Origin of the sequence: Kerstersia similis, from assembly GCF_965139615.1 — a bacterium.
Taxonomy (GTDB): Bacteria; Pseudomonadota; Gammaproteobacteria; order Burkholderiales; family Burkholderiaceae_B; genus Kerstersia; species Kerstersia similis.
Window position 1 is genome coordinate 113,953 of the sequence record NZ_CBCSIQ010000005.1, and the last position, 26,598, is coordinate 140,550.

23 protein-coding genes are annotated in these 26,598 nt (G+C 61.6%); 8 read left to right on the plus strand and 15 right to left on the minus strand.

Going from position 1 to position 26,598, the window contains the following annotated elements:
• Nucleotides 1–7 precede the first annotated feature (7 nt).
• Nucleotides 8–499, minus strand: a complete 492-nt coding sequence (gene ispF, locus ACNA1V_RS05205; protein WP_415832515.1) for a 2-C-methyl-D-erythritol 2,4-cyclodiphosphate synthase — start codon at nucleotides 497–499, stop codon at nucleotides 8–10.
• Entirely contained in the window at nucleotides 496–1,188 is a 693-nt protein-coding gene (gene ispD / locus ACNA1V_RS05210) for a 2-C-methyl-D-erythritol 4-phosphate cytidylyltransferase (protein ID WP_415832516.1), read from the minus strand. The genes ispF and ispD overlap by 4 nt, the downstream gene beginning before the upstream one ends.
• 27 nt (nucleotides 1,189–1,215) lie before the next feature.
• On the opposite strand from ispD, the gene mfd reads away from it, so the two are divergent.
• The 3 genes from mfd to ACNA1V_RS05225 all read left to right on the plus strand — a co-directional run bounded on the left by mfd (nucleotide 1,216) and on the right by ACNA1V_RS05225 (nucleotide 6,309).
• Entirely contained in the window at nucleotides 1,216–4,707 is a 3,492-nt protein-coding gene (gene mfd / locus ACNA1V_RS05215) for a transcription-repair coupling factor (protein ID WP_415832517.1), read from the plus strand.
• Between the two features lie 192 nt (nucleotides 4,708–4,899).
• A complete protein-coding gene (gene serB / locus ACNA1V_RS05220; RefSeq protein WP_415832518.1) occupies nucleotides 4,900–5,766 on the plus strand; it encodes a phosphoserine phosphatase SerB in 867 nt (288 codons plus the stop codon).
• Nucleotides 5,767–5,868: 102 nt separating this feature from the next.
• On the plus strand, nucleotides 5,869–6,309 hold the full coding sequence (locus tag ACNA1V_RS05225) for a GNAT family N-acetyltransferase (protein WP_415832556.1): 441 nt from the start codon (nucleotides 5,869–5,871) through the stop codon (nucleotides 6,307–6,309).
• A gap of 163 nt (nucleotides 6,310–6,472) precedes the next feature.
• Here the strand turns inward: ACNA1V_RS05225 and ACNA1V_RS05230 are convergent, their stop codons facing one another.
• Nucleotides 6,473–7,237: an SDR family NAD(P)-dependent oxidoreductase gene (locus ACNA1V_RS05230; protein ID WP_415832519.1), complete on the minus strand. Its 765-nt coding sequence runs from the start codon at nucleotides 7,235–7,237 to the stop codon at nucleotides 6,473–6,475.
• Between the two features lie 265 nt (nucleotides 7,238–7,502).
• On the opposite strand from ACNA1V_RS05230, the gene ACNA1V_RS05235 reads away from it, so the two are divergent.
• Together ACNA1V_RS05235 and ACNA1V_RS05240 are read left to right on the plus strand one after the other, a co-directional pair.
• A complete protein-coding gene (locus ACNA1V_RS05235; RefSeq protein WP_415832520.1) occupies nucleotides 7,503–8,033 on the plus strand; it encodes an RcnB family protein in 531 nt (176 codons plus the stop codon).
• A gap of 433 nt (nucleotides 8,034–8,466) precedes the next feature.
• On the plus strand, nucleotides 8,467–8,631 hold the full coding sequence (locus ACNA1V_RS05240; protein ID WP_415832521.1) for an RcnB family protein: 165 nt from the start codon (nucleotides 8,467–8,469) through the stop codon (nucleotides 8,629–8,631).
• Nucleotides 8,632–8,691: 60 nt separating this feature from the next.
• On the opposite strand, the gene ACNA1V_RS05245 is transcribed toward ACNA1V_RS05240, so the two are convergent.
• Complete coding sequence (locus ACNA1V_RS05245) at nucleotides 8,692–9,570, minus strand: LysR family transcriptional regulator (protein ID WP_415832522.1); 879 nt, start codon at nucleotides 9,568–9,570, stop codon at nucleotides 8,692–8,694.
• 218 nt (nucleotides 9,571–9,788) lie between these two features.
• Here ACNA1V_RS05245 and ACNA1V_RS05250 point away from each other — a divergent pair, with 218 nt between their 5' ends.
• Genes ACNA1V_RS05250 through ACNA1V_RS05260 form a run of 3 tightly spaced genes read left to right on the plus strand, consistent with a single transcriptional unit; the run spans nucleotide 9,789 to nucleotide 13,317 of the window.
• Nucleotides 9,789–11,150 (plus strand): MFS transporter, encoded by a 1,362-nt coding sequence (locus tag ACNA1V_RS05250; RefSeq protein WP_415832523.1) that lies wholly within the window; start codon nucleotides 9,789–9,791, stop codon nucleotides 11,148–11,150.
• A gap of 60 nt (nucleotides 11,151–11,210) precedes the next feature.
• Nucleotides 11,211–12,188, plus strand: coding sequence for a PDR/VanB family oxidoreductase (locus ACNA1V_RS05255; RefSeq protein ID WP_415832524.1), 978 nt, complete (start codon nucleotides 11,211–11,213; stop codon nucleotides 12,186–12,188).
• Nucleotides 12,189–12,210: 22 nt separating this feature from the next.
• On the plus strand, nucleotides 12,211–13,317 hold the full coding sequence (locus ACNA1V_RS05260) for a Rieske 2Fe-2S domain-containing protein (protein ID WP_415832525.1): 1,107 nt from the start codon (nucleotides 12,211–12,213) through the stop codon (nucleotides 13,315–13,317).
• Between the two features lie 155 nt (nucleotides 13,318–13,472).
• Here the strand turns inward: ACNA1V_RS05260 and nuoN are convergent, their stop codons facing one another.
• From nuoN to ACNA1V_RS05315, 11 genes are read right to left on the minus strand one after another with little or no spacing between them, the layout of a single operon-like run.
• Nucleotides 13,473–14,960: an NADH-quinone oxidoreductase subunit NuoN gene (gene nuoN, locus ACNA1V_RS05265; RefSeq protein ID WP_415832557.1), complete on the minus strand. Its 1,488-nt coding sequence runs from the start codon at nucleotides 14,958–14,960 to the stop codon at nucleotides 13,473–13,475.
• A gap of 9 nt (nucleotides 14,961–14,969) precedes the next feature.
• A complete protein-coding gene (locus tag ACNA1V_RS05270; protein ID WP_415832526.1) occupies nucleotides 14,970–16,469 on the minus strand; it encodes an NADH-quinone oxidoreductase subunit M in 1,500 nt (499 codons plus the stop codon).
• Nucleotides 16,466–18,487: an NADH-quinone oxidoreductase subunit L gene (nuoL, locus tag ACNA1V_RS05275; RefSeq protein ID WP_415832527.1), complete on the minus strand. Its 2,022-nt coding sequence runs from the start codon at nucleotides 18,485–18,487 to the stop codon at nucleotides 16,466–16,468. Before nuoL ends, ACNA1V_RS05270 begins: the two co-directional genes overlap by 4 nt.
• Before the next feature lie 14 nt (nucleotides 18,488–18,501).
• Nucleotides 18,502–18,810, minus strand: coding sequence for an NADH-quinone oxidoreductase subunit NuoK (gene nuoK / locus ACNA1V_RS05280; RefSeq protein ID WP_068366885.1), 309 nt, complete (start codon nucleotides 18,808–18,810; stop codon nucleotides 18,502–18,504).
• Complete coding sequence (locus tag ACNA1V_RS05285; protein ID WP_415832528.1) at nucleotides 18,807–19,451, minus strand: NADH-quinone oxidoreductase subunit J; 645 nt, start codon at nucleotides 19,449–19,451, stop codon at nucleotides 18,807–18,809. The genes nuoK and ACNA1V_RS05285 overlap by 4 nt, the downstream gene beginning before the upstream one ends.
• 18 nt (nucleotides 19,452–19,469) lie before the next feature.
• Nucleotides 19,470–19,958, minus strand: a complete 489-nt coding sequence (gene nuoI, locus ACNA1V_RS05290) for an NADH-quinone oxidoreductase subunit NuoI (RefSeq protein ID WP_415832529.1) — start codon at nucleotides 19,956–19,958, stop codon at nucleotides 19,470–19,472.
• A 22-nt stretch (nucleotides 19,959–19,980) separates the two neighbouring features.
• A complete protein-coding gene (gene nuoH, locus ACNA1V_RS05295) occupies nucleotides 19,981–21,054 on the minus strand; it encodes an NADH-quinone oxidoreductase subunit NuoH (RefSeq protein WP_415832530.1) in 1,074 nt (357 codons plus the stop codon).
• Between the two features lies 1 nt (nucleotide 21,055).
• Nucleotides 21,056–23,389 carry an NADH-quinone oxidoreductase subunit NuoG gene (gene nuoG, locus ACNA1V_RS05300; RefSeq protein WP_415832531.1) on the minus strand — a complete coding sequence of 778 codons (2,334 nt, stop codon included), beginning with the start codon at nucleotides 23,387–23,389 and terminating at the stop codon, nucleotides 21,056–21,058.
• Nucleotides 23,390–23,404: 15 nt separating this feature from the next.
• Nucleotides 23,405–24,769 carry an NADH-quinone oxidoreductase subunit NuoF gene (gene nuoF / locus ACNA1V_RS05305; protein ID WP_415832558.1) on the minus strand — a complete coding sequence of 455 codons (1,365 nt, stop codon included), beginning with the start codon at nucleotides 24,767–24,769 and terminating at the stop codon, nucleotides 23,405–23,407.
• Nucleotides 24,770–24,789: 20 nt separating this feature from the next.
• Nucleotides 24,790–25,299 (minus strand): NADH-quinone oxidoreductase subunit NuoE, encoded by a 510-nt coding sequence (gene nuoE, locus ACNA1V_RS05310; protein WP_415832532.1) that lies wholly within the window; start codon nucleotides 25,297–25,299, stop codon nucleotides 24,790–24,792.
• Between the two features lie 40 nt (nucleotides 25,300–25,339).
• A complete protein-coding gene (locus ACNA1V_RS05315; RefSeq protein WP_415832533.1) occupies nucleotides 25,340–26,596 on the minus strand; it encodes an NADH-quinone oxidoreductase subunit D in 1,257 nt (418 codons plus the stop codon).
• Between the last annotated feature and the right edge of the window lie 2 nt (nucleotides 26,597–26,598).

Here is a 26,598-nt window from a genome sequence, read left to right on the forward strand (position 1 = left end):
CGAGCGCTCAGGCCGGCCGGCGCGCCAGCAAGGCTACCGTCGTGGCCGCAATGCCTTCCTTGCGGCCCAGATAGCCCAGATGCTCGTTGGTCTTGGCTTTCACATTGACCTCACTGGGCGCCAGCCCCAAATCCGCCGCAATGTTCTCGACCATTGCGGCTGCATGTGGCCCGATTTTCGGCGCCTGCGCATGTACCGTCGCATCCACGTTGACCACTTCCCAACCGGCTGCCCGCACACGCGCATAGGCTTCGCGCAACAGAACGCGGCTATCGGCGCCCTTGAAGGCCGGATCGGTATCCGGGAAATGCCGGCCGATATCCCCCAGCCCGGCACCGCCCAGTACGGCATCGGTAATGGCATGCAGCAGCACATCTGCGTCAGAGTGCCCGGCCAGCCCATGGGCATGCGGAATCGTTACGCCACCGATGATCAACGGGCGCCCTTCTACCAGTGCGTGAACGTCAAAGCCCTGCCCGACGCGAAACGGAATACTCATCCCCAATTCTCCATCCAATCAAAATCTTCGCTCCAGGTCAGCTTGGCATTGCGCGGCGACCCACGAACCAGCATAGGCGCATGGCCCATCATTTCCATGGCGCTGGCCTCATCCGTCACGACCCGCCCCTGTGCCCGCGCCTGCGCCAGCGCTGCGCGCAATAGCCCGGCACGGAACATCTGTGGTGTCTGCGCCAACCAGATTTCCTCACGCGGCAGCGTACACGCTACCCGGTCGCGGCCCTGCTTGACCGTATCGGCCGCTGGCAAGGCCAGCAAACCACCGACCGCATCGGTCAGGCAAGCGTCTATCAGGCGGCTCAACGCCAAAGCGGGCAGGCCCGGCCTGGCGGCATCATGCACCAGCACCCAATCGCGTTCCGCCAGCCCGGCCTGCTCACAGGCGTCGTCCAAGGCATTGGCAACGGTATCCGCTCGTTCCGCGCCCCCGCACGGGCGGCACACCACACGTGGCAGCCCGGCCAAGGCATCCGCCGCCCAGCAGTCCGCCGGCGCTACCGCGACACGCACCTCGGCCACCCGGGGGTCGGCCAGCAGGGCCTGCACCGCCAAACGCAACACCGGTTCGCCACGCAGTGGGCGATACTGTTTGGGCACATCGCCGTCATGCCGGCTGGCACGTTTTCCTATCCCGGCAGCGGGCACAATCGCAATCAGTTTCTCTGTCATGGCAGGGATTTTATAATCAGAGTCCTCATGCCTGAATCCAATACCTCTGCCGGCATCTCGCTACTGCCAGAATCGCCAGCCACCGCCGCCGTTCTCGCCGCCCTGAAACCGGGCCAGCGCTATGCCCAGCCTCGCCCTTACGGTTCCGGTGACGCCTGCTGGCTAGCCGAACTCTCGGAACGCGCCGGTAGCCCGCTGCTGATTCTTTGCGCCGAGCCGCTGCAGGCGCAGCGCCTGGCCGAAGAAATCCGCCTGTTCGCGCCAGAATGCAAAGTGCGCCAATTGCCAGATTGGGAGACCCTGCCCTATGACGGGTTTTCGCCACACCAGGACCTGATTTCCGAACGGCTGAAAACCCTGCACGCACTGATGCAGGGCCAGGTCGATATTCTTACCGTCCCGGTCACGACGGCGCTCTACCGCCTGGCCCCACCATCTTTCCTCGCGGCCTACACGTTCTCCTTCCGCAAGGGTGACAAACTCGACGAAGCCGCCCTGCGCGCCCAACTGGTCCTGGCCAACTACAGCCATGTCACGCAAGTCAGCGCGCCCGGCGAATTCAGCCTGCGCGGCGGCATCATTGATCTCTTCCCCATGGGGTCTGTCGTCCCCTACCGCATCGACCTGTTCGATGACGAAATCGAATCGCTGCGCAGCTTTGATGTCGATACCCAGCGCACCCTCTACCCGGTACGCGAAATCGAGCTGCTGCCAGGCCGCGAGTTTCCCCTGGATGAAGAGGCACGCACCCGCTTCCGCGCGCGTTTTCGCGAAGAATTTGAAGGCGATCCCAGCCGTGCCCTGCCTTATCGCGACATCGGCAACGGCATCGCCTTTGCTGGCGTCGAATACTATCTGCCGCTGTTCTTCGACGAAACCGCCACACTCTTCGATTACCTGCCAGCCGGCACACTGGCTGTCACGCATGGGGATATCGACAACACCATCCAGGGTTTTGCCCGCGATACCCAAAGCCGCTACCAATTCCTGAAAAGCGATCGTGAGCGTCCGCTGCTGCCGCCGGACCGCCTGTTCATGAATCAGGAAACCCTGTACGGGCACCTGCGCCAGTTGCCACGCCTGGCGCTGACCGATGCCCCGAGCCCGGATTTCACCGCGCCACCCGATGTCGCCGTGGCACGTCGCGCCGAGGATCCGCTGGCACGCCTGCGCCAGTGCGTGCATGAGCTTGGCAGAACGACCGGCAACCCGCCGGCACGCCGTATCGTGCTCTGTGCAGATTCCGCCGGACGCCGCGAAACCCTCTTGCTGATGCTGCAGGAACACGGCCTGACACCACATGCCCAGGCGGACAGCCTGCCGGCCGCCTGGCTGGAACCTGGGCCATTCACGCTGGCGACCGCACCGCTTACCACCGGTTTCGTCCGGCATGCGGACGGCACCGTTTTCCTGACCGAAAACGACCTCTACCCCGATAGCGGCGGCACCCAGCGCCGCCCGCGCCGCGCCCAGGAACAGGCCAGCAACGTCGAGGCCATGGTGCGCGACCTGGCCGAACTGCGCGAAGGGGATCCGGTCGTGCATCTGCAGCACGGCATTGCCCGCTATCGGGGCCTGGCCAGCATGGATCTCGGCGAAGGCCAGATGGAATTCCTGCACCTGGAATACGCGCAGGGCAGCACGCTTTATGTACCGGTATCGCAGCTGCACCTCATTGCCCGCTACAGCGGCGCCGACCCGGAATCCGCCCCGCTGCACCAGTTGGGTTCCGGCCAATGGGAAAAGGCGCGCCGCAAAGCCGCCAAGCAGGTACGCGACAGCGCCGCCGAACTGCTGGATCTGTACGCCCGCCGGGCTGCCCGCCAGGGCTATGCTTTCGAGCTGACACCTGCCGATTACGGCAACTTCGCACAGGGTTTCGGCTTTGATGAAACCCCCGACCAGGCTGCCGCCATCGAGGCCGTCATCGACGATATGACCTCGGGCCGCCCGATGGATCGCCTGGTCTGCGGTGATGTCGGCTTCGGCAAGACGGAAGTTGCGCTGCGCGCCGCCTTCATTGCCGTGGCCAATGGCAAGCAGGTTGCCCTGTTGTGCCCGACCACGCTGCTGGCGGAACAGCATGCCCAGACCTTCTCCGACCGCTTCGCCGAATGGCCGGTGAAAGTGGTGGAACTGTCGCGCTTCCGTTCTGCCAAGGAAATCAGCACCGCCATCGGCGGCATCAACGATGGCACCATAGATATCGTCATCGGTACCCACAAGATTCTGTCCAAGGACGTTCGCTTCAAACGCCTGGGCCTGGTCATCATCGACGAAGAACACCGTTTCGGCGTACGCCAGAAAGAAGCGCTCAAGGCGCTGCGCGCCGAAGTCGATGTCCTGACGCTGACGGCCACGCCCATCCCGCGCACGCTGGGCATGTCGCTGGAAGGCATACGCGACTTCTCCGTGATTGCCACGGCTCCGCAGAAACGCCTGGCCATCAAGACTTTCGTCCGCCGTGAAGATGGCAGCACCATACGGGAAGCCCTGCTGCGCGAACTCAAGCGCGGCGGACAGGCCTACTTCCTGCACAACGAAGTCGAAACCATCCACAATCGCCGCGCCAGGCTGGAAGAGCTGGTGCCCGAAGCACGCATTGCCGTGGCGCATGGCCAGATGCCAGAACGCGAGCTGGAACAGGTGATGAAGGGCTTCTACCAGCAGCGCTATAACGTACTGCTTTGCACCACCATCATTGAAACCGGCATCGACGTTCCCAGCGCCAACACCATCATCATCCATCGCGCCGACCGTTTCGGGCTGGCGCAGCTGCACCAGCTGCGCGGCCGCGTCGGCCGCTCGCACCACCAGGCCTACGCCTACCTGCTGACGCCGGGTGAAGACGCCATCACCAGCAACGCCAAGAAACGCCTGGAAGCCATTCAGGCCATGGAAGAACTGGGTTCGGGCTTCTACCTTGCCATGCACGACCTGGAAATCCGGGGTGCAGGCGAAGTGCTGGGCGAATCCCAATCCGGAAACATCCAGGAAATCGGCTTTTCACTGTACTCGGACATGCTCAATGCTGCCGTGCGTGCCCTGAAAGCAGGCAAGGAACCGGATCTGGACGCCGATCTGCACGCGGGTTGTGAAATCAACCTGCATGCGCCAGCCCTGTTGCCCTCCGATTACTGCCCGGATGTCCATGCCCGCCTGGCGCTCTACAAACGCCTATCGCACGCAGCGGACGACGACACCCTGCTGGGCCTGCAAGAAGAGCTGATCGACCGTTTCGGCCCGCTGCCGGAGGCGGCCAAGACACTGCTGGCCAGCCACCGCCTGCGCCTGCGCGCCGAAACGCTGGGCATACAGAAGATAGACGCCAGCGAAACCCAGGCATTGCTGCATTTCCGTACCGATACCAAGGTCGATCCGGTACGCCTGATCGAACTGGTGCAAAAGCAACGCCATATCCGCCTGAGCGGACCGGACAAGCTACGCATGGAAATTGCCAAACCCGACATCGCCGCACGTATAGACGCCGTCCGCGGCCTGCTGCGCGCCCTGGGCTGACCGCCAGAAAACAGCCTGGCCGGGCATGAACCCTCATGCGCCGCCAGGCTGTCGCTGCAGCGGCATATCCCGTTTGCTCCGTCAGCGGCTATGATGCCTGCTGACCAGATTCAAGACCGCCACGCGCCATCCTGTCAGCGTGGCGACTTTTCACCATCCAGCCCTGCGCCCAGCCGCGCCGGCCCGAACGCCATGACCGATTCCAGCCTTCACCTCATCCTGCAATCTCCCGACCTGTCCGCCGATCGCATCGAACAGGCGGCCGCACTGGCCTGCGCCAACGGCGTGCGCCGCATCAGCACGACGGCAGCGCGCCTGACCGGCGTGGCGGCTGATGACGCCAGTCGCCAGGAACTGGCCGCCTGGTGCGCCAGCCGCCATATGGACTATGCCTATGTCCCCGGTCAGGCCAAATTGTCTGATTACCGTGTGCTGGCCATGGACATGGACTCCACGCTGATCAATATCGAATGTATCGACGAAATCGCCGATGCCGTGGGCCGCAAACCTGAAGTCGCCGCCATCACCGAAGCCGCCATGCGCGGCGAAATCAAGGATTTCTCCGAAAGCCTGCGCCGCCGTGTCGCCCTGCTGCAAGGCGTCGCGGCCACGGCACTGGAAGAAGTCTATGCCGACCGCCTCAAGCTCAACCCGGGGGCCGAACGCCTGGTGGAATCTGCCCGGGCCGCCGGCCTGAAGATCCTGCTGGTTTCCGGCGGCTTCACCTTTTTCACGGAACGCCTGCGCCAGCGCCTGCAACTGGATGCGGCCCACGCCAACACCCTGGAAGTCGATGACAGCGGCGTGCTGACCGGACGTGTGCTGGGCGATATTGTCGATGCCCAGGCCAAGGCCCAGCTGGTACAGCAATTTGCCGCCAGCCATGGCGCGCAAACCAGTCAGGCGATCGTGATCGGCGACGGCGCCAATGACCTGCAAATGATGAAACTGGCTGGCATTTCGGTGGCCTACCGCGCCAAGCCTGTCGTGCAGCAACAGGCCAGCCATGCCCTGAACTACACCGGACTTGATGGTGTGCTGAACTGGTTTGCCAGCTAAGTACGGTTGCCCTGACGAGCCCTGCCTTTCCTGGCGGGCTCCCCGAATCACTGCTTTCTCCACCACTCCGCCGGCGCCATGACCCAGCCCCCCGCCCCCTCTTTGCCCGCCGCCACTGACGGTATTCAGCTGCGCCTGGGCAGTTGGGAAGAACTGCAAGGCGACGCCACGCCCATTCGCTTCGAAGTGTTCGTTGACGAACAAGGTGTCCCGCCAGAAATCGAACTGGACGACATGGACCCGATTTGCCTGCATGCCGTCGCCTACGACGCGCAAGGCGTGGCGTTGGGCACGGGCCGCTTGCTGCCTGACGGCCACATCGGCCGTATGGCTGTGCGCCAGCCTGCGCGCGGCACCGGCCTGGGTGGCCAGTTGCTGCAGGCATTGGTCGAAGCGGGTCTGCGTCAAGGCCATACCGCGCTGATCCTGCATGCGCAATGCCATGCCCGTTCTTTTTACGAACGGCACGGTTTCCAGGCAGAAGGCGAACCGTTCCAGGAAGCGGGCATCGCCCATATCACGATGGTGCGGCGCAGCCGATAGACATGGCGGCAGCGCCGGTGCGGCGGCAGCCTGCACGGTCTTGCGCCACCCCAACGCTGCCGCCCAAACAGCAATGGCCCGCATTCCAAAGAAAGCGGGCCATTTTTCTGGCCGTTTTTCTGGCCGTTTTTCTGGCCATTTTCAGGCGGTGTGGCCAGCGCAGTTACCGGGCGGTATAGCCGCCGTCGATCACCAGTTCACTGCCCGTCACGAACTTGGCTTCGTCGGAAGCCAGGTACACCACGCCCCAGGCGATATCGTCCGGATCGCCGACATAGCCCAGCGGATGACGCGCATCCAGTTCGGCACGGAAGGCAGCCGGGCCAGCCGGCGACTGATTCGCCAGGTCCTCGACCAGCGGCGTCCAGATGAAACCGGGATGCACCGAATTCACGCGGATATGGTCGCGGGCATACAGCAGGGCGTCGTTCTTGCTCATCAGGCGTACCGCGCCCTTGGAAGCATGATACGGCGGCAGGTCGGCAGCCCCTACCAGGCCATAGATGGAAGAAAGATTGATGATGCTGCCGCCGCCTTGCTCCTGCATGGTCGGCACGGCATGCTTGGTGCAGAAAAACACGCCCTTGACGTTGACGTCCATGACGCGATCCCACTCTGCCTCGGTGATTTCATGCGTCGGCTTGTTCACCCCGGATATCCCGGCGTTGTTGACCAGGATGTCGATACGGCCAAAGTACTCGGCCACTTCGATGAAAGACTCGGCCACCGAAGCCTCGTCCGTCGTATCCACGCGCCAGAACTTGGCCAGGCCGCCCTGCTTGCTGATGGTTTCCACCACCTCGGCGCCATCCTGCAAATCCGTCACAGCGACCTTGGCGCCCTCCTGCGCCAGACGTATTGCGATAGCACGACCGATACCGACTGCAGCGCCGGTGACAATGGCAACCTTACCTTCCAGACGTTTCATTGCTTTCTCCTGTTCAGCAAGCGGCAACGGCACACACCGCTGCGCTCAGGCATTGTCAGCTGCCCCCTATCGCACTGTAAATGGCCGTAAGTGCCGGCAATTGCGCTAAATCAACTTGCGAACATTTATCAATACCACAACCTGGGAGACGCAACTTATTACACGTCCTCCGAACTTCTCCATGAAATCTCCACGGCGCTTGCAAGGCACGAGGACACACTGGCATCAACGGATTCCCCCGCTGCCCAGCTGAAGGAGCTGCATCATGGCGAGCCCCACCAAGACCACCTCAGTCATTATTTCAACCCTGCTTGGCGTTTCTGCAATGGCCTTCAACCTGGCGGCCAGCGCCCAGCCTTCGCCGGAGGATCTCCGGGAAAACGCCCAGCAAGAACGACGCGGCAATCCGCCCTACTCCACAAACCGTCCTGCCGCCCAAAACCAGCCGCAGACACCCGGCCAGCGCCCGGCCTCCACTCCCAGCCGGAACCAGCAGGCCACGCCCCAGCCTAAGCATCAGGCTGGCCAGAAAGCCACGCCGGCGGGCAATCAGGCCGCGCCTGCCGCACCACACCCTCCCAGCCAGGTCAGGCGTGGCGCCGGCCCGGATGACCGTTATCACAAGGGCGACACCCTGCCTCAACCCTATCAGGGCCGCAGGTACTACGTCAGCCAGCCTGAACGTTACAACCTGCCAGCGCCGGGCCACGGCCAACGCTGGGTCAAAGTGGGTGCGGACTATGTACTGATCACCATCGCCACCGGCCTGATCATCGACCTCGTCCTGAACCACTGAGGACACCGCCATGGCACGCCCCTACTTTCGATCTGCGGCCATGCTTATCCTGTCCGGATGGGCTGCCGCCAGTTTCAGTAGCAGCCTGCAGGCCCAGCCCTACGGCGACGACAGGCCTTCCCGTGAACGATATGACGAGCAGCGTCATGCAGACCGGCACAATACTGCTCGTCCAGCTCGCGATAGACAGGCATGGACGGGACGCCACCAGGAGCCAGGCCAGCATGCCAGGCAGGAACATCCACAAGGACCCGGTCGGCACGATGGTCTGCCCCGCCAAGGCGAACGCCATCAAGAGGATAGACGCCACGCCCCCGGCGCACAGCGGTTTCAAGCCCACGGCCAGCCGCATGGCCCCGCCTGGCGAGGAGGGCCACCGGCTTACGCCGGCCACTCGCCAGGCCCTTCCCCTCATTTTCGCCTGGGCGGCCTGTTGCCTGCCCCGTACGCCGACCCCGGCTACTATGTTGTCTATCCCCGTTACCATGGCCTGCCACCGCCATCGCATGGTCAACGCTGGGTGAGAGTCGGGGCAGACTATCTGCTGGTCGCCATTGCGACCGGGCTGATCATCGACATGGTGCTGCATCCACATTGATCCGTGATGCCAGCACAGAAAAACGCCCCCTCACTTCGCACGAGTCAGGTGGCTGGCGCCTCATATGGGCCAATGCCGCTGCAAGTACTCAAGCAAGACGCGCACACGTGCCACGCCGGCATGACGGCGTGGCACATATGCCTTGAACCAATTTTCCTGCACGGTGTAATCGGGCAACACCTGTATCAAGTGCCCGGCACGCAATGCATCACTAGCGACATAGTCGGGCAGCAACGCAATGCCCATGCCTGACCGGGCCGCCTCCCTTAAAGTCAGATTGTCATCGGCCTGCAGCCGTGGCCGGACTTCAATACAGTTCACGCCTTGCGCCGTATCGAAGTTCCAACTGTTACCTGCGGCAGAAAACACCAGACAGGAGTGCTCCAGCAAATCATGCGGCACCAGCGGACTGCCATATTGAGCCAGATACGCCGGTGCAGCACACAAACGCGGCTGTACCGGCCCCAGCGCCAATTCCGCAACGCCTTCATAACTGGCTGAGCGGCCGCTGATGGCCAGGTCGCAACCCAACTCTGCCGGATTGGCCGAGCGATCCACCAGGCGCAGATCCAAGGTGATATGAGGATGCGCCAGCAAAAAACGGTTGAACACCTGCCCCAGATGCAGGCAAGTCAGGGTCAGGGGAGCCATGACGCGCAAATGGCCATGCAGACTTTTTTCATCCCGGCTGACCACATGCAGTAGCTCATCAAAGTCCTGCACCATCGGCGAGGCCCGGGTGTAAAGACGCTGCCCGGCGTCCGTCAGGATGATTTTCCTTGTCGTGCGATCGAACAAGCGACTCCCGAGTTCCTCTTCCAGTTGCCGGATCCGCTTGGCGACCACGGACGGCACAACGCCCAGTTGCCGTGCTGCCGCACTGAAGTTATCGCTGCGCACAACTTCGACGAATGTGCGGATATGCGTCATGACATCCATAGCTACCTCCTCCTGCCCATCAGCTTAGCAATTCAGTACGCACTGATTGATTCAAATAAGCATCAAATGAAACCCAGAACTTAGTTCAATCACTGCGTCTGATTAAAAATAGACTTGTCTCTCCAATGGCCCCTGCGGCCAGCGGCCGCCCTGCTACCCGGCTCCAAAAAAAACAGACAAGCCGGCGGGATAACCATAAAAACCGGTGGAGACAAACCATGCCTGTAGATTCCCGAATCAATATCAAATCATTCATAGACTCGCGTCCCATTGCCTGGCCGCAATACCTGCTGGCGGCGCTCTGTTTCCTGGTCGTCATGACAGATGGCATAGACGTCGCCATCATGGCCTATCTGGCGCCATCCATCATGCAGGAATGGGGTATCAGCCGTACCCAATTCGGTATCGTCATGAGCCTGGCACCCGTAGGACTGGTTATCGGTGCGCTGTGCGCCGGCCCGATCTCCGACCGCCTGGGACGCAAGAAAATTCTGGTCACCTCGGTCTTCCTCTTCGGGCTGTGCTGTCTGCTCACGGCCTTTACCAGCAGCACACTACAAATGGCCGTCATGCGTTTGCTGACCGGGATCGGGCTGGGCGCCGCCATGCCCATCACCACTACCTTGCTATCCGAATATGTCCCCGAGCGCCGCCGTGGGCTGATGATCACGACCATGTCCATTGGCTTCGGGGTCGGCTCCGCTGCTGTCGGTTTTGCGGCAGGCTGGATGATTCCCCACTGGGGCTGGCGCTCCGTCCTGATGCTGGGCGGCATTCTGCCTTTGATGCTAGTGCCTCTGCTGGTCTGGTTGCTACCGGAATCGGCACGCTTCATGCTCGTGCGTGGCCAGGCCATGACGCAGATTGCACGTATGCTGGAACGCGTCTGTCGCACCTCGCTCCCCGCCGGAACGACTTTTTTCTCCGACGAACCCAGCACACCGGCCAAAGCCCCGTTCCGTCTGCTGTTTCAGCACAACCTGGGACGTACGACCCTCGCGCTTTGGTGTACCTACTTCATGGGCCTGCTGGTTATCTACCTGCTTACGGGCTGGCTGCCGACCCTGATCAAGGATGCCGGCCTGCCAATTACCGAAGCGGCCCATGTCACCGCCATGTTTCAGACCGGCGGCATTGTCGGCGCGATTTTGACTGGCTGGGCCATGGATCGCGGCTACCCGACCCGTGTCATCGCCACGGCCTATTTTCTTGGCGCGCTTTGTGTCCTGGGCGTTGGGCAATCCGGCCCGCTCGCCGGCTCGCTTCCCTTCTGGATGCTGGCCGCCGGTTTCTTCATCAACGGTGCACAAACCGGCCTCAACGCACACGCGCCCAGTTGCTACCCGACCGCCGTACGCGCCACTGGCGTCAGTTGGATGCTGGGCATGGGTCGCTTTGGCAGCATTTTCGGTACCGCGGCAGGTGGCCTGTTGCTTAGCCTGGGCTGGACTTTCTCTGGCATCGTCTCCCTGCTGGCCATTCCAACGGCTTTGGCCGGCGTTGCCATCATCGCCAGCGCCATCCGGCCCGCACGCACCACGCCCCAATCTCTGCCCCAAGCCAGCCGCCTCCCGTCTTGACGACTGACAACAATCGGATGTCTCACTGTTCGTCTCGTTTTTTTCAAACCGGAGTGTCCTATGGCCCGCAACAATTTCAACACCGAGATCATTGCCGTCCGCCCTTTGACGGAAAAAATCTGTGAGTACCAGCTACGCTCGCTGGATCGCCAACCCTTGCCCAGCTATGCGCCGGGTGCCCACATTGCGCTGCATGTCGTGTCACCCGAACATGGCTTGATGGTCAGGCATTACTCGCTGCTGGGAGGCTCGGCAACACATGACGACCCTCGCCATACCTACCGTATTGCCATTCAACGCGAACATCTGGGCCGATGTTCTTCCTATCTGCACTCGACGCTCAAGCCTGGCCAGCTGGTTCGTGTCGGACCACCCGTCAACGACTTCCCTTTGGACAGGCATGACAGCCCGGTGCTGTTACTGGCCGGTGGCATCGGCATCACACCGATATTTTCGATGGCGCGCAGTCTGATACGCCGTCAGGTTCCATTCCAGCTGATCTATCTTGGCCGCGCCCCGCATGCCATGGCCTATCACGATGACGTTTCGCAATTGTGCGGCAGGCAGGTCAGCTATCACTACAGCGAACGCCAGGGACAACTGGATCTGACGGCCTTGCTCAAGGAGCACGCCAACGTCAAACGCGTCTATGTATGCGGGCCGCCAGCCATGATCGAAGCCACTCATCAAGCCGCCTTGCAGGCAGGCCTGGGGCAGAACCATGTCCGCAGCGAACGCTTCGGTGTGACACGTTCCCAGACTGCCCGCGCCTTTGATGTCGTATTGCAACGCAGTGGCCGAACGGTACGCATAGGGGCAGACGCCACGATTCTCGACACCTTGCAGGCCCAGGGCATACCCGTTTTGTGGGATTGCCGCCGCGGAGAATGCGGGCTCTGTCCATTAACCGTCCTGGCCGCAGATGGCCCCCTGGAACATCACGATCACTACTTGTCGCCCGAGGAACGCTCCGCTGGCGACAGCTTGTGCATTTGCGTGTCACGCATACGCGGCACACAGCTTGTTTTGGATGCCTGACTACTTTCTCTGGAGCCTTATCATGACCCCGACCGTCAGCACGATTTCGGACTTCGACCATGCCGTTCCCGACTTCGAACCCGGTGGCTTTGCCGACCACACGACCCCACTGATACGGAACTGTTGGTACGTCGCAGCGCTTGCCCATGAAGTTTCACGCGAGATTATCAACCGCCGCCTGCTGGGCATAGATGTTGCCTTGTACCGCACCCTTGCGGGCGTAGCCGTCGCCGTACGCAATCGCTGCCCCCACCGCTCCTTTCCCCTGGCGAAAGGAAAACTTGAAGGCGATATCCTCGTCTGTGGCTACCATGGCATGCAATTTGACCCGTCCGGCCGCTGCGTCAACATGCCTGCCATGCCTATCGTCCCGACCAACGCCAATGTCCGTACCTTCCCGGTTGCCGAACGCGGCCCCTTAATCTGGATTTGGATGGGGGATCCCGATCACGCCAGCGAACACCTCATTCCCGATACCAGCTGGCTGGACAGTGCCGCCTGGAAATCCGTCGGCGGCGCATTTCACATCAAGTCGGACTATGTCTCCATGCACGAAAACTTGCTGGATCAGACCCACTTTCCTTTTCTTCACCCCGGCGCCATCGGCACCCCGGAATACGCACGCTCCCGCCTCAAGGTACGCGTGGAGGACAACATGGTCATTATTGACCGGGAACTGCGCGACTCGCCGCCTCCTGGTGTCTATGCCGTCCCGACCGGTCTGACTGGCCAACCGGTAGATCGTCTTTCCGACGCCCGCTTCGTCTCGCCTGCACTGCATACCGCCTATGCCAGAATTATTGACCGGCACGATGCCAGCGGCGAACCTCGCACCTACCGTTTCAATATTTCCCACATTTTTACGCCTGAAAGCCAGAATGCCATCCATTACTGGTGGTTCTGCAGCCGTAACTTCAAGCTTGAGGATGCGGCAACCGATACGCATCTCTTGAACGCATCGAGCAAGGCATACCAGGAGGACGTCGATGCCCTGGAATGGATTCTGGATGTCGTCAGCCGCGACGCCGAACCCCAGTTCGACTTGAATTTCGCACCAGACAAGCCCGGGCTGCTGATGCGCCAGGTACTCTATCGCCTGGCAGCGGCTGAAGCCGGAATCACTGTGTGACGACGGCCCGGCCAGCCTCGGCAGGCCGTAAACCGTAGCGCAGTACGCAAAAACCCCAGGGAGCATCGCTTTGCCACCCTGGGGTTTTCTATTGCTCGTGCGCAAGTCTGGCTTGCGGCACCAGGCCTCACCCCATTGGGCGAGGCCTGGCCTTATCAGAATGCCAGCGAAGCGCGGATCGCGTCCACCGACAACTGGATGATGCCGTTTTCCTGGATACCCAGCAGCAGGAGCAGCGCGGCGTTGATTGCCATGACTGCACGCGGCAGACAGCCGGCCTTGATCGTCGGCGCATCGGCTTCCGGCTCGTCGAAGTAAACCACCTTGACGACACGGATGTAGTAGAACGCGCCGATCAACGAGAACAGCACGGCGACGACTGCCAGCCACAGATGGCCAGCCTGCACCACGGCTTGCAGCACCGCCAGCTTGGCGTAGAAGCCCACCAGCGGCGGAATGCCGGCCAGCGAGAACATCAGCAGCAGCAGAACCAGCGCGTACAGCGGGCTGCGCTTGTTCAGGCCCTTCAGATCACTGATGTTGTCGCACTCGAAACCTTCACGCGACATCAGCATGACCACACCGAAGCCGCCCAGCGTCGTCAGCACATACACCAGCATGTAGAACAGCGAAGCACCATAGGCCGTCCCGGCTGCGCCAGGGTTGCCTTCCACGACGCCCGACAGCAGGCCCAGGATGACAAAGCCCATGTGCGAGATGCTCGAGTAGGCCAGCATGCGCTTGAAGCTGGTCTGCATGATCGCGGTCAGGTTACCGATGGCCAGCGACAAGACGGCCATGATCATGAGCATGCTCTGCCAGTCAGCAGCCAGCGTATGCAGGCCTTCGACCAGCAGGCGCAGCGTCACGGCAAAGGCGGCCAGCTTGGGCGCAGCACCCAGCAGCAGCGTCGAAGACGTCGGCGAACCTTGGTAAACATCGGGCACCCACATGTGGAACGGCACCACACCCAGTTTGAAGGCCAGGCCGGCCACCACGAATACCACGCCGAACACCAGCGCCATGTGCTGGAAGTCGCCACCACGCAGCACAGCTGCGATTTCGCCCAGATCCAGCTTGCCGGTCGCGCCATAGACCATGGACATACCGTACAGCAGGAAACCGGAAGCCAGGGCACCCAGCACGAAGTACTTCATCGCGGCTTCGGTCGCCACGACATGATCACGACGCAGGGCGATGAGCGCGTAGAGCGCCAGCGACATCAGTTCCAGGCCCAGGTACATGGACATCATGTTACCGGCCGAGATCATGACCATCTGACCCAGCAGGGCGAACAGCGACAGCACGTAGATTTCGCCGCCGCGGCTCATCATGTCACGGGCCTGCGCGTAGGCACGGCCGTAGATCAGGCTGACCGCCACCGCGATATAGGAAGCGACTTTGAGCAGATGCGCCAGCGGATCCACCACGAACATGCCGGAGAACGTGGAACCGCGCAGGCCATCAGACCACTGCACCAGCGTGACCACCGTCAGCACCAGCAGCAGCACCAGACTAAGGGTGTGCGTCATGCGGCGCAGGGGATCATTGCGGACGGCGTCCAGCAACAGGATCGCCATGCCGCCTATCAGCAGGATGATCTCCGGCAGCGCAAGGGTAAAGTTGAACGAAGATTGCATGATGGTCCAGCCTTACAGTTTCGAGATGGCAACGTGCTGCAGCAGCGCATCGACCGAGACGTGGATGAGATCGACAAAGGGCTTCGGATAGATACCCATGAACAGCACTGCGATAGCCAGAATGCCCAGCATCAGGAATTCGCGGCCGCACAGGTCTTTCAGGTTGCGCACGTTGTCATTGGCGACATCGCCCAACACCACGCGCTTGGTCATCCACAGCGAATAGGCTGCGCCCAGGATCAGGGCCGTGGCAGTCAGCAGGCCGATCCAGAAGTTGTACTCAACCGCGCCCATGATGACCATGAACTCGCCAACGAAACCGCTGGTGGCCGGCAGGCCGCTGTTGGCCATCGAAAACAGGATGAAGAAGGTGGCGAACTTCGGCATGGTGTTGACCACGCCGCCGTAAGCGGAGATTTCACGGCTGTGCACGCGGTCGTACAGCACCCCGATACAGAGGAACATGGCGCCCGACACAAAGCCGTGCGAGATCATCTGAACGATGGCGCCTTCCATGCCGGCGGTATTGAAGATGAAGAAGCCCAGCGTCACGAAACCCATGTGGGCCACGGACGAGTAAGCCACCAGTTTCTTCATGTCCGCCTGGATGATTGCCACCAGACCGATATAGATCACCGCCACCAGAGACAGCGTGATCATCAGCCAGGACAGCTCATGCGCGGCATCCGGCGCGATGGGCAGCGAGAAGCGCAGGAAACCGTAGGCACCCAGCTTCAGCATGATCGCGGCCAGCACCACGGAACCGCCGGTAGGCGCTTCCACGTGGGCGTCCGGCAGCCAGGTGTGCACCGGCCACATCGGCACCTTGACCGCGAAGGCCGCCAGCAGCGCCAGGAAGATCAGGATCTGCGGGGTCATGCCCAGCGGCTGCTGCTGCCAGGTGGCAATGTCGAAGGTGCCCGTGACATTCCACAGGTAGATGAATGCCACCAGCGTGAGCAGCGAGCCCATCAGGGTGTAGAGGAAGAACTTGAATGCTGCGTACACCCGGTTCGGACCGCCCCAGACACCGACGATGATGTACATCGGGATCAGCGTGGCTTCGAAGAAGATGTAGAACAGCAGGCCGTCAAGCGCAGCGAAGACGCCGATCATCAGGCCGGAGAGGATCAGGAACGCCGCCATGTACTGCGCGACGCGCTTGGTGATCACTTCCCAGCCCGCCACCACCACGATGATGGTGATGAAGGCGGTCAGCAGGACAAACCAGACCGAGATGCCATCGACACCCAGGTGATAGTTCACGCCCAATGCTTCGATCCAGCTCGACTTCTCGACGAACTGCATGTCCGCCGTGGTCGCGTCAAAGCGCGTATAGAGCGGAATGGTGACCAGGAAGCTGACGATGGCGCCAAGCAGCGACAGCCAGCGAGTACGGCCAGGCGCGGAGTCGCGTCCGAGCGCCAGGACCAGCACGCCGAACACGATGGGCGTGAAGATCGCCCATGTCAGCCAGGGGAATGTTGTAGATACCATGTCGCTAGCCATCATTTGTAAATCAGCACGTAGAAGGTCACCAGAACCATCACACCGATGATCATGGCAAACGCATAGTGGTAGATGTAGCCGGTCTGTACCTTGCGGCTGACAGCGGCGATCCAGCCCACCACGCGGGCGCTGCCATTGACCAGCAGGCCGTCGATCAGGCCGCGGTCACCGTAGCGCCACAGGCCGCGGCCCAGCGCACGGGCGCCACGGGCAATGACCTGCTCGTTGAACCAATCGACGTAGTACTTGTTTTCCAGGATGCGCAGCAGCCAACCCATGCGGGCTTCGATGGCGGCAGGCACCTTGGGGTTGATCAGGTAGCAGTACCAGGCAATGACGGCACCCGCCACGACCAGCCAGAACGGCAGTGTCTGGAAGGCATGCAGGCCATAGGCAACCCAGCCGTGCCAGGTGGAAGCGATATCGGCCATGGCCGGGTGTTGCGGCAGAACCGTGATGACACCGTCGAAGAACGAACCGAACAGCATGGGTTCCACCACCAGCGCGCCGATGATGACCGACGGAATGGCCAGCAGGATCAGCGGCAGCGTGACTACCCAGGGCGACTCATGCGGCTTGCCGCCGTGATGGCCGTGATCATCATGGCCATGGTCGTCGTGACCGTGGCCGTGGGCGTCATGGCCGTGCTCGGGGAAACGCTCCTTGCCGTGGAAGACCAGGAAATAGACGCGGAACGAGTACAGCGAGGTGACGAACACGCCGATCAACACCGACCAATAGGCAAAGTCTGCGCCCCAGACGTTGGCGGCATGCGCGGCTTCGATCAGGTTTTCCTTGGAATAGAAACCCGAGAAGAACGGCGTACCGACCAGCGCCAGCGTACCGATCAGGAAGGTGATCCAGGTGATCGGCATGTACTTGCGCAGGCCACCCATGTTGCGGATGTCCTGGTCATGGTGCATGCCGATGATGACGGAACCGGCGCCCAGGAACAGCATGGCCTTGAAGAAGGCGTGCGTCAGCAGGTGCAGCACGGCCACCGAGTAGGCCGAAGCGCCCAGCGCCACCGTCATGTAACCCAGCTGCGACAGCGTGGAATAGGCCACGACGCGCTTGATGTCGTTCTGGATGATGCCCAGGATACCGAGGAACAGTGCACCGATGCCGCCCACCACGATCATCAGCGAAAGCGCCGTATCCGACAACTCGAACAGCGGCGAGAAACGCGACACCATGAAGATACCGGCGGTCACCATGGTGGCCGCGTGAATGAGCGCGGAAATCGGGGTCGGGCCTTCCATCGAGTCAGGCAGCCAGGCGTGCAGCGGCACCTGCGCCGATTTACCCATGGCGCCGATGAACAGACAGATACATGCCACCGTCAGCAGCTGCCAGTCCGTGCCCGGCAGTTGCAGCGCGTCCAGCTTGTCAGCCTGGGCGAAGACTTCGCCGTAGTGCATGGTGCCGGTGTAGGCAAACAGCAGGCCGATGCCGAGCACGAAACCGAAGTCGCCGACGCGGTTGATCAGGAACGCCTTCATGTTGGCGAAGATCGCCGTCGGACGCGTGTACCAGAAACCGATCAGCAGGTAGGACACCAGGCCCACCGCTTCCCAGCCGAAGAACAGCTGAACCATGTTGTTGGACATGACCAGCATCAGCATCGAGAAGGTAAACAGCGAGATATACGAGAAGAAACGCTGGTAGCCTGGATCATCGGACATGTAGCCGATGGTGTAGATGTGCACCATCAGCGACACCGAGGTCACAACGACCATCATCATGGCCGACAGCGAGTCGATCAGGAAGCCGATCTCCAGCTTGGTGGTGCCGATCAGCGTCCAGGTATAGACCGTGCCGTCGAAGGTGTGGCCGTTGAGCACATCACGCAGCACGAACACCGAGCCGATGGCGGAAATCGCCACGCACAGGATCGTAATGCAATGCGCCGCCCGGCGCCCGATCGGACGGCCCAGGAAACCGGTGCCGAACAGGCCGGACAATATGGCGCCGACCAGCGGAGCCAGTGCGATAAGCAGATAAAAATTGGTTTCAGACATGATTCCGGGCCCCATCAGCCTTTCAGGCGATCAAGATCGTCAACGTTGATCGTGTTCAGGTTACGGAACAGCAACACCAGGATCGCCAGACCAATGGCGGCTTCGGCAGCCGCCACCGTAAGAATGAAGAACACGAAGACCTGACCTGCCGCATCGCCCATCCAGGAAGAGAAGGCGACGAAGTTCATGTTCACGGCAAGCAGCATCAGCTCCATGGACATCAACAGGATGATGAGATTGCGCCGGTTCAGGAACATCCCGAAAACGCCGATGGCGAAGAGGATGGCCCCCAGCACCAGGTAGTGCGCCAGAGTGAGTGTCATTGCTTTTCTCCTTCGCCGGCCGCATCGGCTGCCGGTGCCGCCGGCGCCACATCGCGCTGGGGCTTGACGTTGACGATACGGAAGCGATCCTTGGCCTTGACCTTCACGGCGCCGGACGGATCGTTGTAGCGCACGTCGGTACGGCGGCGCAGCGTCAGCGCGATGGCGCTGATCATACCGACCAGCAGCAGCACGGCGCCCACTTCCACGCCAAAGACATACTTGGTGTACATCAGCTCACCCAGCGCGCGGGTGTTGTTGTAATCACCCGGCTGCACCGGCAGTTCGCCGACACCGCCCCAGGTCGCCCACAGCACGAAAGCCATTTCGAGCACCATGATCAGGCCGACGACACCACCGATGAACATGTAGTTGCGCGCACCGGCACGCAGCATGTCCAGCTTGATATCGAGCATCATCACGACGAACAGGAACAGCACCATGACGGCGCCTACATACACCACGACCAGCAACAGGCCGAGGAATTCGGCGCCGATCAGCACCCACAGCATGGCGGCATTGAAGAACGCCAGGATCAGGTGCAGCACGGCGGTCACCGGGCTGCTTGCGGTAATCACGCGCACAGCCGCGATCACCAGCACGGCGGCGACGACATAAAAGAGAATGGTAGAGAAGATCATGAGCCAGCTACCCCGTTATCAACGATAGGGCGCGTCGGCCGCGCGCCGTTTGGCGATTTCATTTTCGTAGCGGTCGCCCACGGCCAGCAGCATGTCCTTGGTGAAGTACAGATCGCCACGCTTTTCCCCATGGTATTCATGGATGTGCGTTTCGACGATGGAGTCCACCGGGCAGCTCTCTTCGCAGAAGCCACAGAAAATGCATTTGGTCAGGTCGATGTCGTAACGCGTGGTACGGCGGGTGCCGTCGTCGCGTTCGCCCGATTCGATCGTGATCGCCATGGCCGGACAGACCGCTTCGCACAGCTTGCAGGCGATGCAGCGCTCTTCCCCATTGGGGTAGCGGCGCAAGGCGTGCAGGCCACGGAAACGCGGCGAAGCCGGCGTTTTCTCAAACGGGTAGCGCAATGTGATCTTGCGCCGGAAAAAATACCTGCCGGTCAGGCGCATGCCCTTGAGCAGTTCCGACAGCATCAGGCTGCCGAGAAAATCCTTGATCGCTTCCATATCTTGCCTCTGCTCGTCCGCTTCAGTTCCAGATATTCCAGGGGGTCTGCATCCAGATCGCCACCACCACCAGCCACACACCGGTCAGGGGGATGAAAATCTTCCAGCCCAGACGCATGATGTGGTCATAGCGGTAACGCGGGAACGACGCACGGAACCAGATGAAAAGGGACACTACAACGAAAGTCTTCAAAGCCAGCCAGAGCCAGCCCGGCACCCAGGTCAACGGCGCGATATCCAGCGGCGAAGACCAGCCGCCCAGGAACATGATCGACGCCATCGCCGACAGGAAGATCATGTTGGCGTATTCACCCAGGAAGAACAGCGCGAAGGCCATGCCCGAGTACTCGACCATGTGGCCGGCCACGATTTCCGATTCGCCTTCCACCACATCGAACGGGTGGCGGTTGGTTTCAGCCACCATACAGATGATGTAGATGACGAACAGCGGCAGCAGCGGCAACCAGTTCCAGGACAGGAAAGTCAGGCCCATGTCGGCAAACGTGCCGCGCAGCTGCACATTGACGATCTCGGACATGTTCATGCTGCCGGACACCAGCACCACGACCAGCAGCACGAAGCTGATGGCCAGCTCGTAGGACAGCATCTGCGCCGAAGCCCGCATGGCAGCCAGCAAGGCGTACTTGGAGTTGGACGCCCAGCCGGCAACGATCACGCCATACACCCCCAGCGAGGTAATGGCCATCACGTACAGCAGGCCTGCATTCACATCGGCCAGCACAACTTCCGGGCCGAAGGGAACCACGGCCCAGGCAGCCAGTGCCGGCATCAGCACCACTACCGGAGCGATGATGAACAGCACCTTGTTGGCCTGGCTGGGAACCACGACTTCCTTGGTCAGCAGCTTGAACACATCGGCGAACGGCTGCAGCAAACCACGCGGACCGACGCGGTTCGGGCCGCGGCGCACGTGCATGAAGCCGATCATCTTGCGTTCCCAGTACGTCAGGAACGCCACACAGATAATGATGGGCAGCGAGATCACGAGAATCTTGATCACCGTCCACACCACCAGCCAGCCGGTCGGGCCCAGCAGAGCCTCACCGTGGCTATTGATCACATCGAGCCAGCTCATGTCAGACACGCTCCACCGAAATTGCACCGAAGGCGCTGCCCAGCGCCGCAGTCTGTTCGAAACCGGCAGCGACGCGCACGGCGCCATCAGCCACCTTGTCATCACGCGCAGCCGTCAGTTCCGCTTCGCCCTGAGTCGAGCGCACACGAACCTTGACACCCTCTTCCAGGCCCAGGCGTTCCAGCGTGGCGGCATTCATGCGAGCCTTGGGCGCGCGTGAAGCGGCTGCTTCCTGCAACGATTCGGCACGACGCACAATGGCGTCGGTACGGAAGATGGGCAGATCCGCCAGGCGCTCCAGCGAACCTTCGGCACGTGCCGCAGGCAGACCGGGCTCGGCCTTGACGCGATTGGACAGACGGGCGGGAATGTCGCCAGCCAGTGCCGTATCACGCACGGATTCAGAGGTTTCGTCATCGAAACCAGCCAACTTGAGCACATTACCCAAGACACGCAGCACCTTCCAGGCCGGACGGGCCTGGCCCAAGGGCGCAGTCGTGCCCTTGAAGCTTTGCGCCAGACCGGCCGCGTTGACGTAAGTACCGGAGGTTTCGGTGAACGGCGCCACCGGCAGCATGATGTCGGCCCAGCTCTCGGCAGCGCTGCGATAGGACGTCAGCGCCACGGTGAACTGCGAACCGCGCAGCGCGCTCAGTGCCTGCGGCGCGTTATCGCTATCGAGCTGGGGCTCGGCATGCAGCACCACATAGGCACGCATCGGTTCGGCCAGCATGGCTGCGGCATTCTTGCCGCCAGAGCCCGGCACGGCGCCGGCCAGATAGCCGCCCACCGTATTGCCGCCAGCCGTCAAATGGCCCAAGGTGGCGCCAGTGCTATCCGCAATCCATTGCGCATTGGCAGCCAGCAGCTTGGCATCCGGCGAATTCACCGCCAGGTTGCCCAGCAGCACGGCGCCCTGTTGCGAACCGGCCAGCAGCGCTGCGATGGCCTGTGCGGCCTGCCCTGCCTGAACGCCCGCGAAGGCGGCAGGAGCCTGGGTTTCCTTGGTGGCAGCCAGCGCCACGGCAATTTCAGCCAGGGCGCGCGGCAACTCGGAAGGCGCCACGGTAATGCGGGCCGCCACCGGCAGCAGAGGATCGTCCGCCGCACTGTCAACCAGAATAACCTTGGTGCCGCGCTTGGCTGCCTGACGCAGACGCTGCGCAAACAAGGGGTGATCCTTGCGCAGGAACGAGCCTACGACCAGGACGACATCGCGGTTATCCAGGTCGGTGATGGGCATGCCCAGCCAGGGGGTTCCTTCCAGGGCGGCATCAAGACCGGCATCGGTCTGGCGCAGGCGGAAATCAATATTTTCGGAGCCCAGCGCACGTCCCAGACGGGCCAGCAGCGCATATTCCTCGACGGTCGCATTTTCCGACGCCAGGAAGCCGATATCGTTGCCACCATGGCTTTCGCGCACGCGGCCCAGGCCTTCGGCCACGGCTTCCAGGGCTTCCGCCCAGGAAATCTCGCGCCAGCGGCCATCACAGCTCTTAAGCATCGGCACCGTCAGACGGTCTTCGACGTTCAGGCCTTCGTAGGAGAAGCGGTCACGGTCGCTGATCCAGCATTCGTTGACGGCATCATTCTCGAAGGGAACGACGCGCAGCACCTTGTTATCCTTGACCTGAACCACCAGGTTCGCGCCCACGCTGTCGTGCGGGCTGACGGCGCGGCGGCGCGCCAGTTCCCAGGTACGGGCCTGGTAGCGGAACGGCTTGGAGGTCAAGGCACCGACGGGACAGAGGTCGATCATGTTGCCCGACAGCTCGGATTCGATCGAACGCCCCACGAACGTGGTGATTTCGGAGTGCTCGCCGCGCTTGATCATGCCCAGCTCCATGACGCCGGCGATTTCCTGGCCGAAACGTACGCAGCGGGTGCAATGGATGCAGCGGCTCATTTCCTCGGCCGACACCAGCGGGCCGAGATCCTTGTGGAATACGACACGTTTCTCTTCGTTGTAGCGCGAAGAAGAACCGCCGTAGCCTACCGCCAGATCCTGCAGCTGGCATTCGCCACCCTGGTCGCAAATGGGGCAATCCAGCGGGTGATTGATCAGCAGGAACTCCATCACGCTCTTCTGAGCCGCGACAGCACGCTCCGAACTGGTATGCACCACCATGCCGTTGGTGGCAGGCGTCGCGCAGGCCGGCAAAGCCTTGGGCGCCTTTTCCACTTCGACCAGACACATACGGCAGTTGGCCGCGATGGACAGTTTCTTGTGATAGCAGAAATGCGGAACGTACACGCCCAGCTTGTGGGCAGCGTGCATCACCATGCTGCCTTCCGGCACCTCGACGACCCGGCCGTCTATGGTCAATTCAACCATTTTGAATCCTCTGTCTCACAGATACGGGGCAACGACGCCCCGCTTGTGCTCGATGTAGTGCATGAACTCGTGCCGGTAGTGCTTCAGGAAAGCACGCACCGGCATAGCCGCGGCGTCACCCAGGGCGCAGATGGTGCGGCCCATGATGTTGCCTGCCACGCTATCGAGCAGTTCCAGATCCTCGGGACGGCCCTCGCCGTTGTAGATACGCTTGACGATCCGGTACAGCCAGCCCGTGCCCTCACGGCAGGGCGTGCACTGGCCGCAGCTTTCTTCGTGATAGAAGTACGAAAGACGCAGCAGCGACTTCACCATGCAACGGCGCTCGTCCATGACGATCACAGCCCCCGAGCCCAGCATGGAGCCGGCCTTGGAGATGCTGTCGTAGTCCATGGTGCATTCCATCATGATGTCGGCAGGCAGCACCGGGGCGCTCGAACCGCCGGGAATGACCGCCTTCAGCTTGCGACCGCCACTGACGCCACCCGCCAGCTCCAGCAGCTTGCTGAAGGGCGTGCCCATCGGAATCTCATAGCAGCCGGGACGCTCGATATCACCGGAAATGGAATAGATCTTGGTGCCGCCGTTGTTGGGCTTACCCACTTCCAGATAGGCCTGGCCGCCATTGCGGATGATCCAGGGCACTGCCGCGAAAGTTTCGGTGTTGTTGATGGTCGTGGGCTTGCCGTACAGGCCGAAGCTTGCAGGGAACGGCGGCTTGAAGCGCGGCTGGCCTTTTTTGCCTTCCAGCGATTCGAGCAGCGCGGTTTCCTCGCCACAGATGTAGGCACCATAGCCGTGGAAGGCGTTCAGCTGGAAGCTGAAGCCGGAGCCCAGGATGTTGTCGCCCAGGAAGCCTGCCTTGCGGGCCTCTTCCAGCGCAGCCTCGAAGCGTTCGTACACTTCGAAGATTTCGCCGTGGATGTAGTTATAGCCTTCGCTGATACCCATGGCATAGGCGGCGATGGCCATGCCTTCGATAACCACATGCGGGTTGAAGCGCAGAATGTCGCGATCCTTGAACGTACCCGGCTCGCCTTCATCGGAGTTACAGACCAGGTACTTCTGGCCCGGGAAGGTACGCGGCATGAAGCTCCACTTCAGACCGGTGGGGAAGCCTGCGCCGCCACGGCCACGCAGCCCGGACGCCTTGACCTCGGCAATGACATCTTCGGGCTTCATGCCGGACGTCAACACTTTGCGCAGGGCTTCATAGCCGCCACGCTTGACGTAATCTTCCAGGTGCCAGTTGCTGCCGTCGATACCTGCCAGGATCTGCGGCTCGATATGGCGATCGTGGAAGCACATGGACTGGCTCAGGTCGTTCAGCGGATTGGGCTCCAGGCCCTGCGAGAACTTGCTGAGATCCAGTGCGGCCAACGGGTGTTCGAGCATCGTCGTCATGCCGATTCTCCTTGCAGTTTGGCTGCTTCCGCCTTGAGGCTGTCCAGCATGGCATCCAGGCGCTCTTCGGACATGCGCACGCACATGTGCCGGTTATTGACCAGCAGCACGGGGGCATCACCACAGGCGCCCATGCACTCGCCCTCGACAACGGTGAACATGCCATCCGGCGTGGTTTCACCCAGGCTCACGCCCAGCTTGCGCTGCACGACTTCAGCCGCCTGTTCGCCACCGCGCAGGGCACAGGGCAGGTTGGTGCAGACCGTGACCTTGATGCGGCCGACCGGGCGCACATCGAACATGTTGTAGAAGGTGGCGACCTCTTGCACGGCGATAGGAGGAACGCCGATATAGCCGGCAACGTCCTCGATGACTTCGGCCGACACCCAGCCCTTCTCCACCTGTGCAATGCCCAGGGCCGCCATGATGGCAGACTGCCTCTGGTCGCCAGGGTACTTGGCCAGTTCCCTGTCGATCTTCTGATATGCCTGTTCGGAAAGCAGCATAATTTTGAATCCGTGTATGTAAAGGGAGAAAACCGGCCGCTCAGCGGTCGATTTCCCCGAACACGATGTCCTGCGTACCGATGATGGTTACGGCATCGGCCAGCATGTGGCCGCGCGACATCTCGTCCAGCGCCTGCAAGTGCGTGAATCCGGGCGCGCGGATCTTCAGACGGTAAGGCTTGTTGGCCCCGTCGGAAACCACGTGCACACCAAATTCGCCCTTGGGGTGTTCCACTGCGGCATAGACTTCGCCAGGCGGCACATGGAACCCTTCCGAAAAGAGCTTGAAGTGGTGAATCAGCTCTTCCATGCTGCTCTTCATCCCGGTACGCTTGGGCGGCGCCACCTTGTGGTTGTCCACCATGACGGGACCGGGATTGTTGCGCAGCCACTCAACGCACTGTTTGATGATGCGATTGCTCTGGCGCATTTCATTGACGCGCACCAGATAGCGGTCATAGCAGTCGCCGTTGACGCCGACAGGAATATCAAAATCCATCAGGTCATAGACTTCATACGGCTGGAACTTGCGCAAGTCCCACACCACACCCGAACCCCGCAGCATCGGGCCGGTGAAACCCAGCGCCTTGGCGCGATCGGGATCGACCACACCGATGCCGACCAGCCGCTGCTTCCAGATACGGTTATCGGTCAGCAGCGATTCGTACTCGTCCACACAGGCGGGGAAACGATTGGTAAAGGCCTCGATGAAGTCCAGCAGCGAGCCTTCGCGCGTTTCGTTCAGCGCGCGCAGTTCTTTTTCGGTACGGTACTTGCTGGTGCCTTCGTTCAGCGGCATGCTGTCCGGCAGGTCGCGGTACACGCCGCCAGGACGGTAGTAGGCTGCGTGCATGCGGGCACCCGAGACGGCTTCGTAGCAGTCCATCAGGTCTTCGCGTTCACGGAAGGCATACAGCATGACCGCCATGGCGCCCACGTCCAGCGCGTGCGTCCCGACAGACATCAGATGATTCAGGATGCGCGTGATTTCATCGAACATCACGCGGATGTACTGGGCACGCAGCGGCGGCTCGATACCCAGCATGCGTTCGATGGCCATGCAATAGGCATGCTCATTGCACATCATCGAAACGTAATCCAGGCGGTCCATGTAGGGCAGCGCCTGCAGATAGGTCTTGTATTCGGCCAGCTTCTCCGTGCCCCGGTGCAACAGCCCGATATGCGGATCAGCGCGCTGGATGACTTCGCCGTCCAGCTCCAGCACCAAACGCAACACACCGTGCGCGGCCGGGTGCTGCGGACCAAAGTTCAGAGTGTAGTTCTTGATTTCGGACATGC

What these genes read in the sequence shown, in the direction of transcription:
- nuoG (WP_415832531.1), bottom strand. Translation starts at nt 23,389, where the DNA reads ATGGTTGAATTGACCATAGACGGCCGGGTCGTCGAGGTGCCGGAAGGC.
- nuoE (WP_415832532.1), bottom strand. Translation starts at nt 25,299, where the DNA reads ATGCTGCTTTCCGAACAGGCATATCAGAAGATCGACAGGGAACTGGCC.
- ACNA1V_RS05230 (WP_415832519.1), bottom strand. Translation starts at nt 7,237, where the DNA reads ATGAAACGTCTGGAAGGTAAGGTTGCCATTGTCACCGGCGCTGCAGTC.
- ACNA1V_RS05285 (WP_415832528.1), bottom strand. Translation starts at nt 19,451, where the DNA reads ATGATCTTCTCTACCATTCTCTTTTATGTCGTCGCCGCCGTGCTGGTG.
- nuoK (WP_068366885.1), bottom strand. Translation starts at nt 18,810, where the DNA reads ATGACACTCACTCTGGCGCACTACCTGGTGCTGGGGGCCATCCTCTTC.
- ACNA1V_RS05255 (WP_415832524.1), top strand. Translation starts at nt 11,211, where the DNA reads ATGGCCCGCAACAATTTCAACACCGAGATCATTGCCGTCCGCCCTTTG.
- ACNA1V_RS05250 (WP_415832523.1), top strand. Translation starts at nt 9,789, where the DNA reads ATGCCTGTAGATTCCCGAATCAATATCAAATCATTCATAGACTCGCGT.
- ACNA1V_RS05245 (WP_415832522.1), bottom strand. Translation starts at nt 9,570, where the DNA reads ATGGATGTCATGACGCATATCCGCACATTCGTCGAAGTTGTGCGCAGC.
- nuoL (WP_415832527.1), bottom strand. Translation starts at nt 18,487, where the DNA reads ATGTCTGAAACCAATTTTTATCTGCTTATCGCACTGGCTCCGCTGGTC.
- serB (WP_415832518.1), top strand. Translation starts at nt 4,900, where the DNA reads ATGACCGATTCCAGCCTTCACCTCATCCTGCAATCTCCCGACCTGTCC.
- ACNA1V_RS05235 (WP_415832520.1), top strand. Translation starts at nt 7,503, where the DNA reads ATGGCGAGCCCCACCAAGACCACCTCAGTCATTATTTCAACCCTGCTT.
- mfd (WP_415832517.1), top strand. Translation starts at nt 1,216, where the DNA reads ATGCCTGAATCCAATACCTCTGCCGGCATCTCGCTACTGCCAGAATCG.
- nuoI (WP_415832529.1), bottom strand. Translation starts at nt 19,958, where the DNA reads ATGGAAGCGATCAAGGATTTTCTCGGCAGCCTGATGCTGTCGGAACTG.
- ACNA1V_RS05270 (WP_415832526.1), bottom strand. Translation starts at nt 16,469, where the DNA reads ATGATGGCTAGCGACATGGTATCTACAACATTCCCCTGGCTGACATGG.
- ACNA1V_RS05315 (WP_415832533.1), bottom strand. Translation starts at nt 26,596, where the DNA reads ATGTCCGAAATCAAGAACTACACTCTGAACTTTGGTCCGCAGCACCCG.
- ispD (WP_415832516.1), bottom strand. Translation starts at nt 1,188, where the DNA reads ATGACAGAGAAACTGATTGCGATTGTGCCCGCTGCCGGGATAGGAAAA.
- ispF (WP_415832515.1), bottom strand. Translation starts at nt 499, where the DNA reads ATGAGTATTCCGTTTCGCGTCGGGCAGGGCTTTGACGTTCACGCACTG.
- nuoH (WP_415832530.1), bottom strand. Translation starts at nt 21,054, where the DNA reads ATGAGCTGGCTCGATGTGATCAATAGCCACGGTGAGGCTCTGCTGGGC.
- ACNA1V_RS05260 (WP_415832525.1), top strand. Translation starts at nt 12,211, where the DNA reads ATGACCCCGACCGTCAGCACGATTTCGGACTTCGACCATGCCGTTCCC.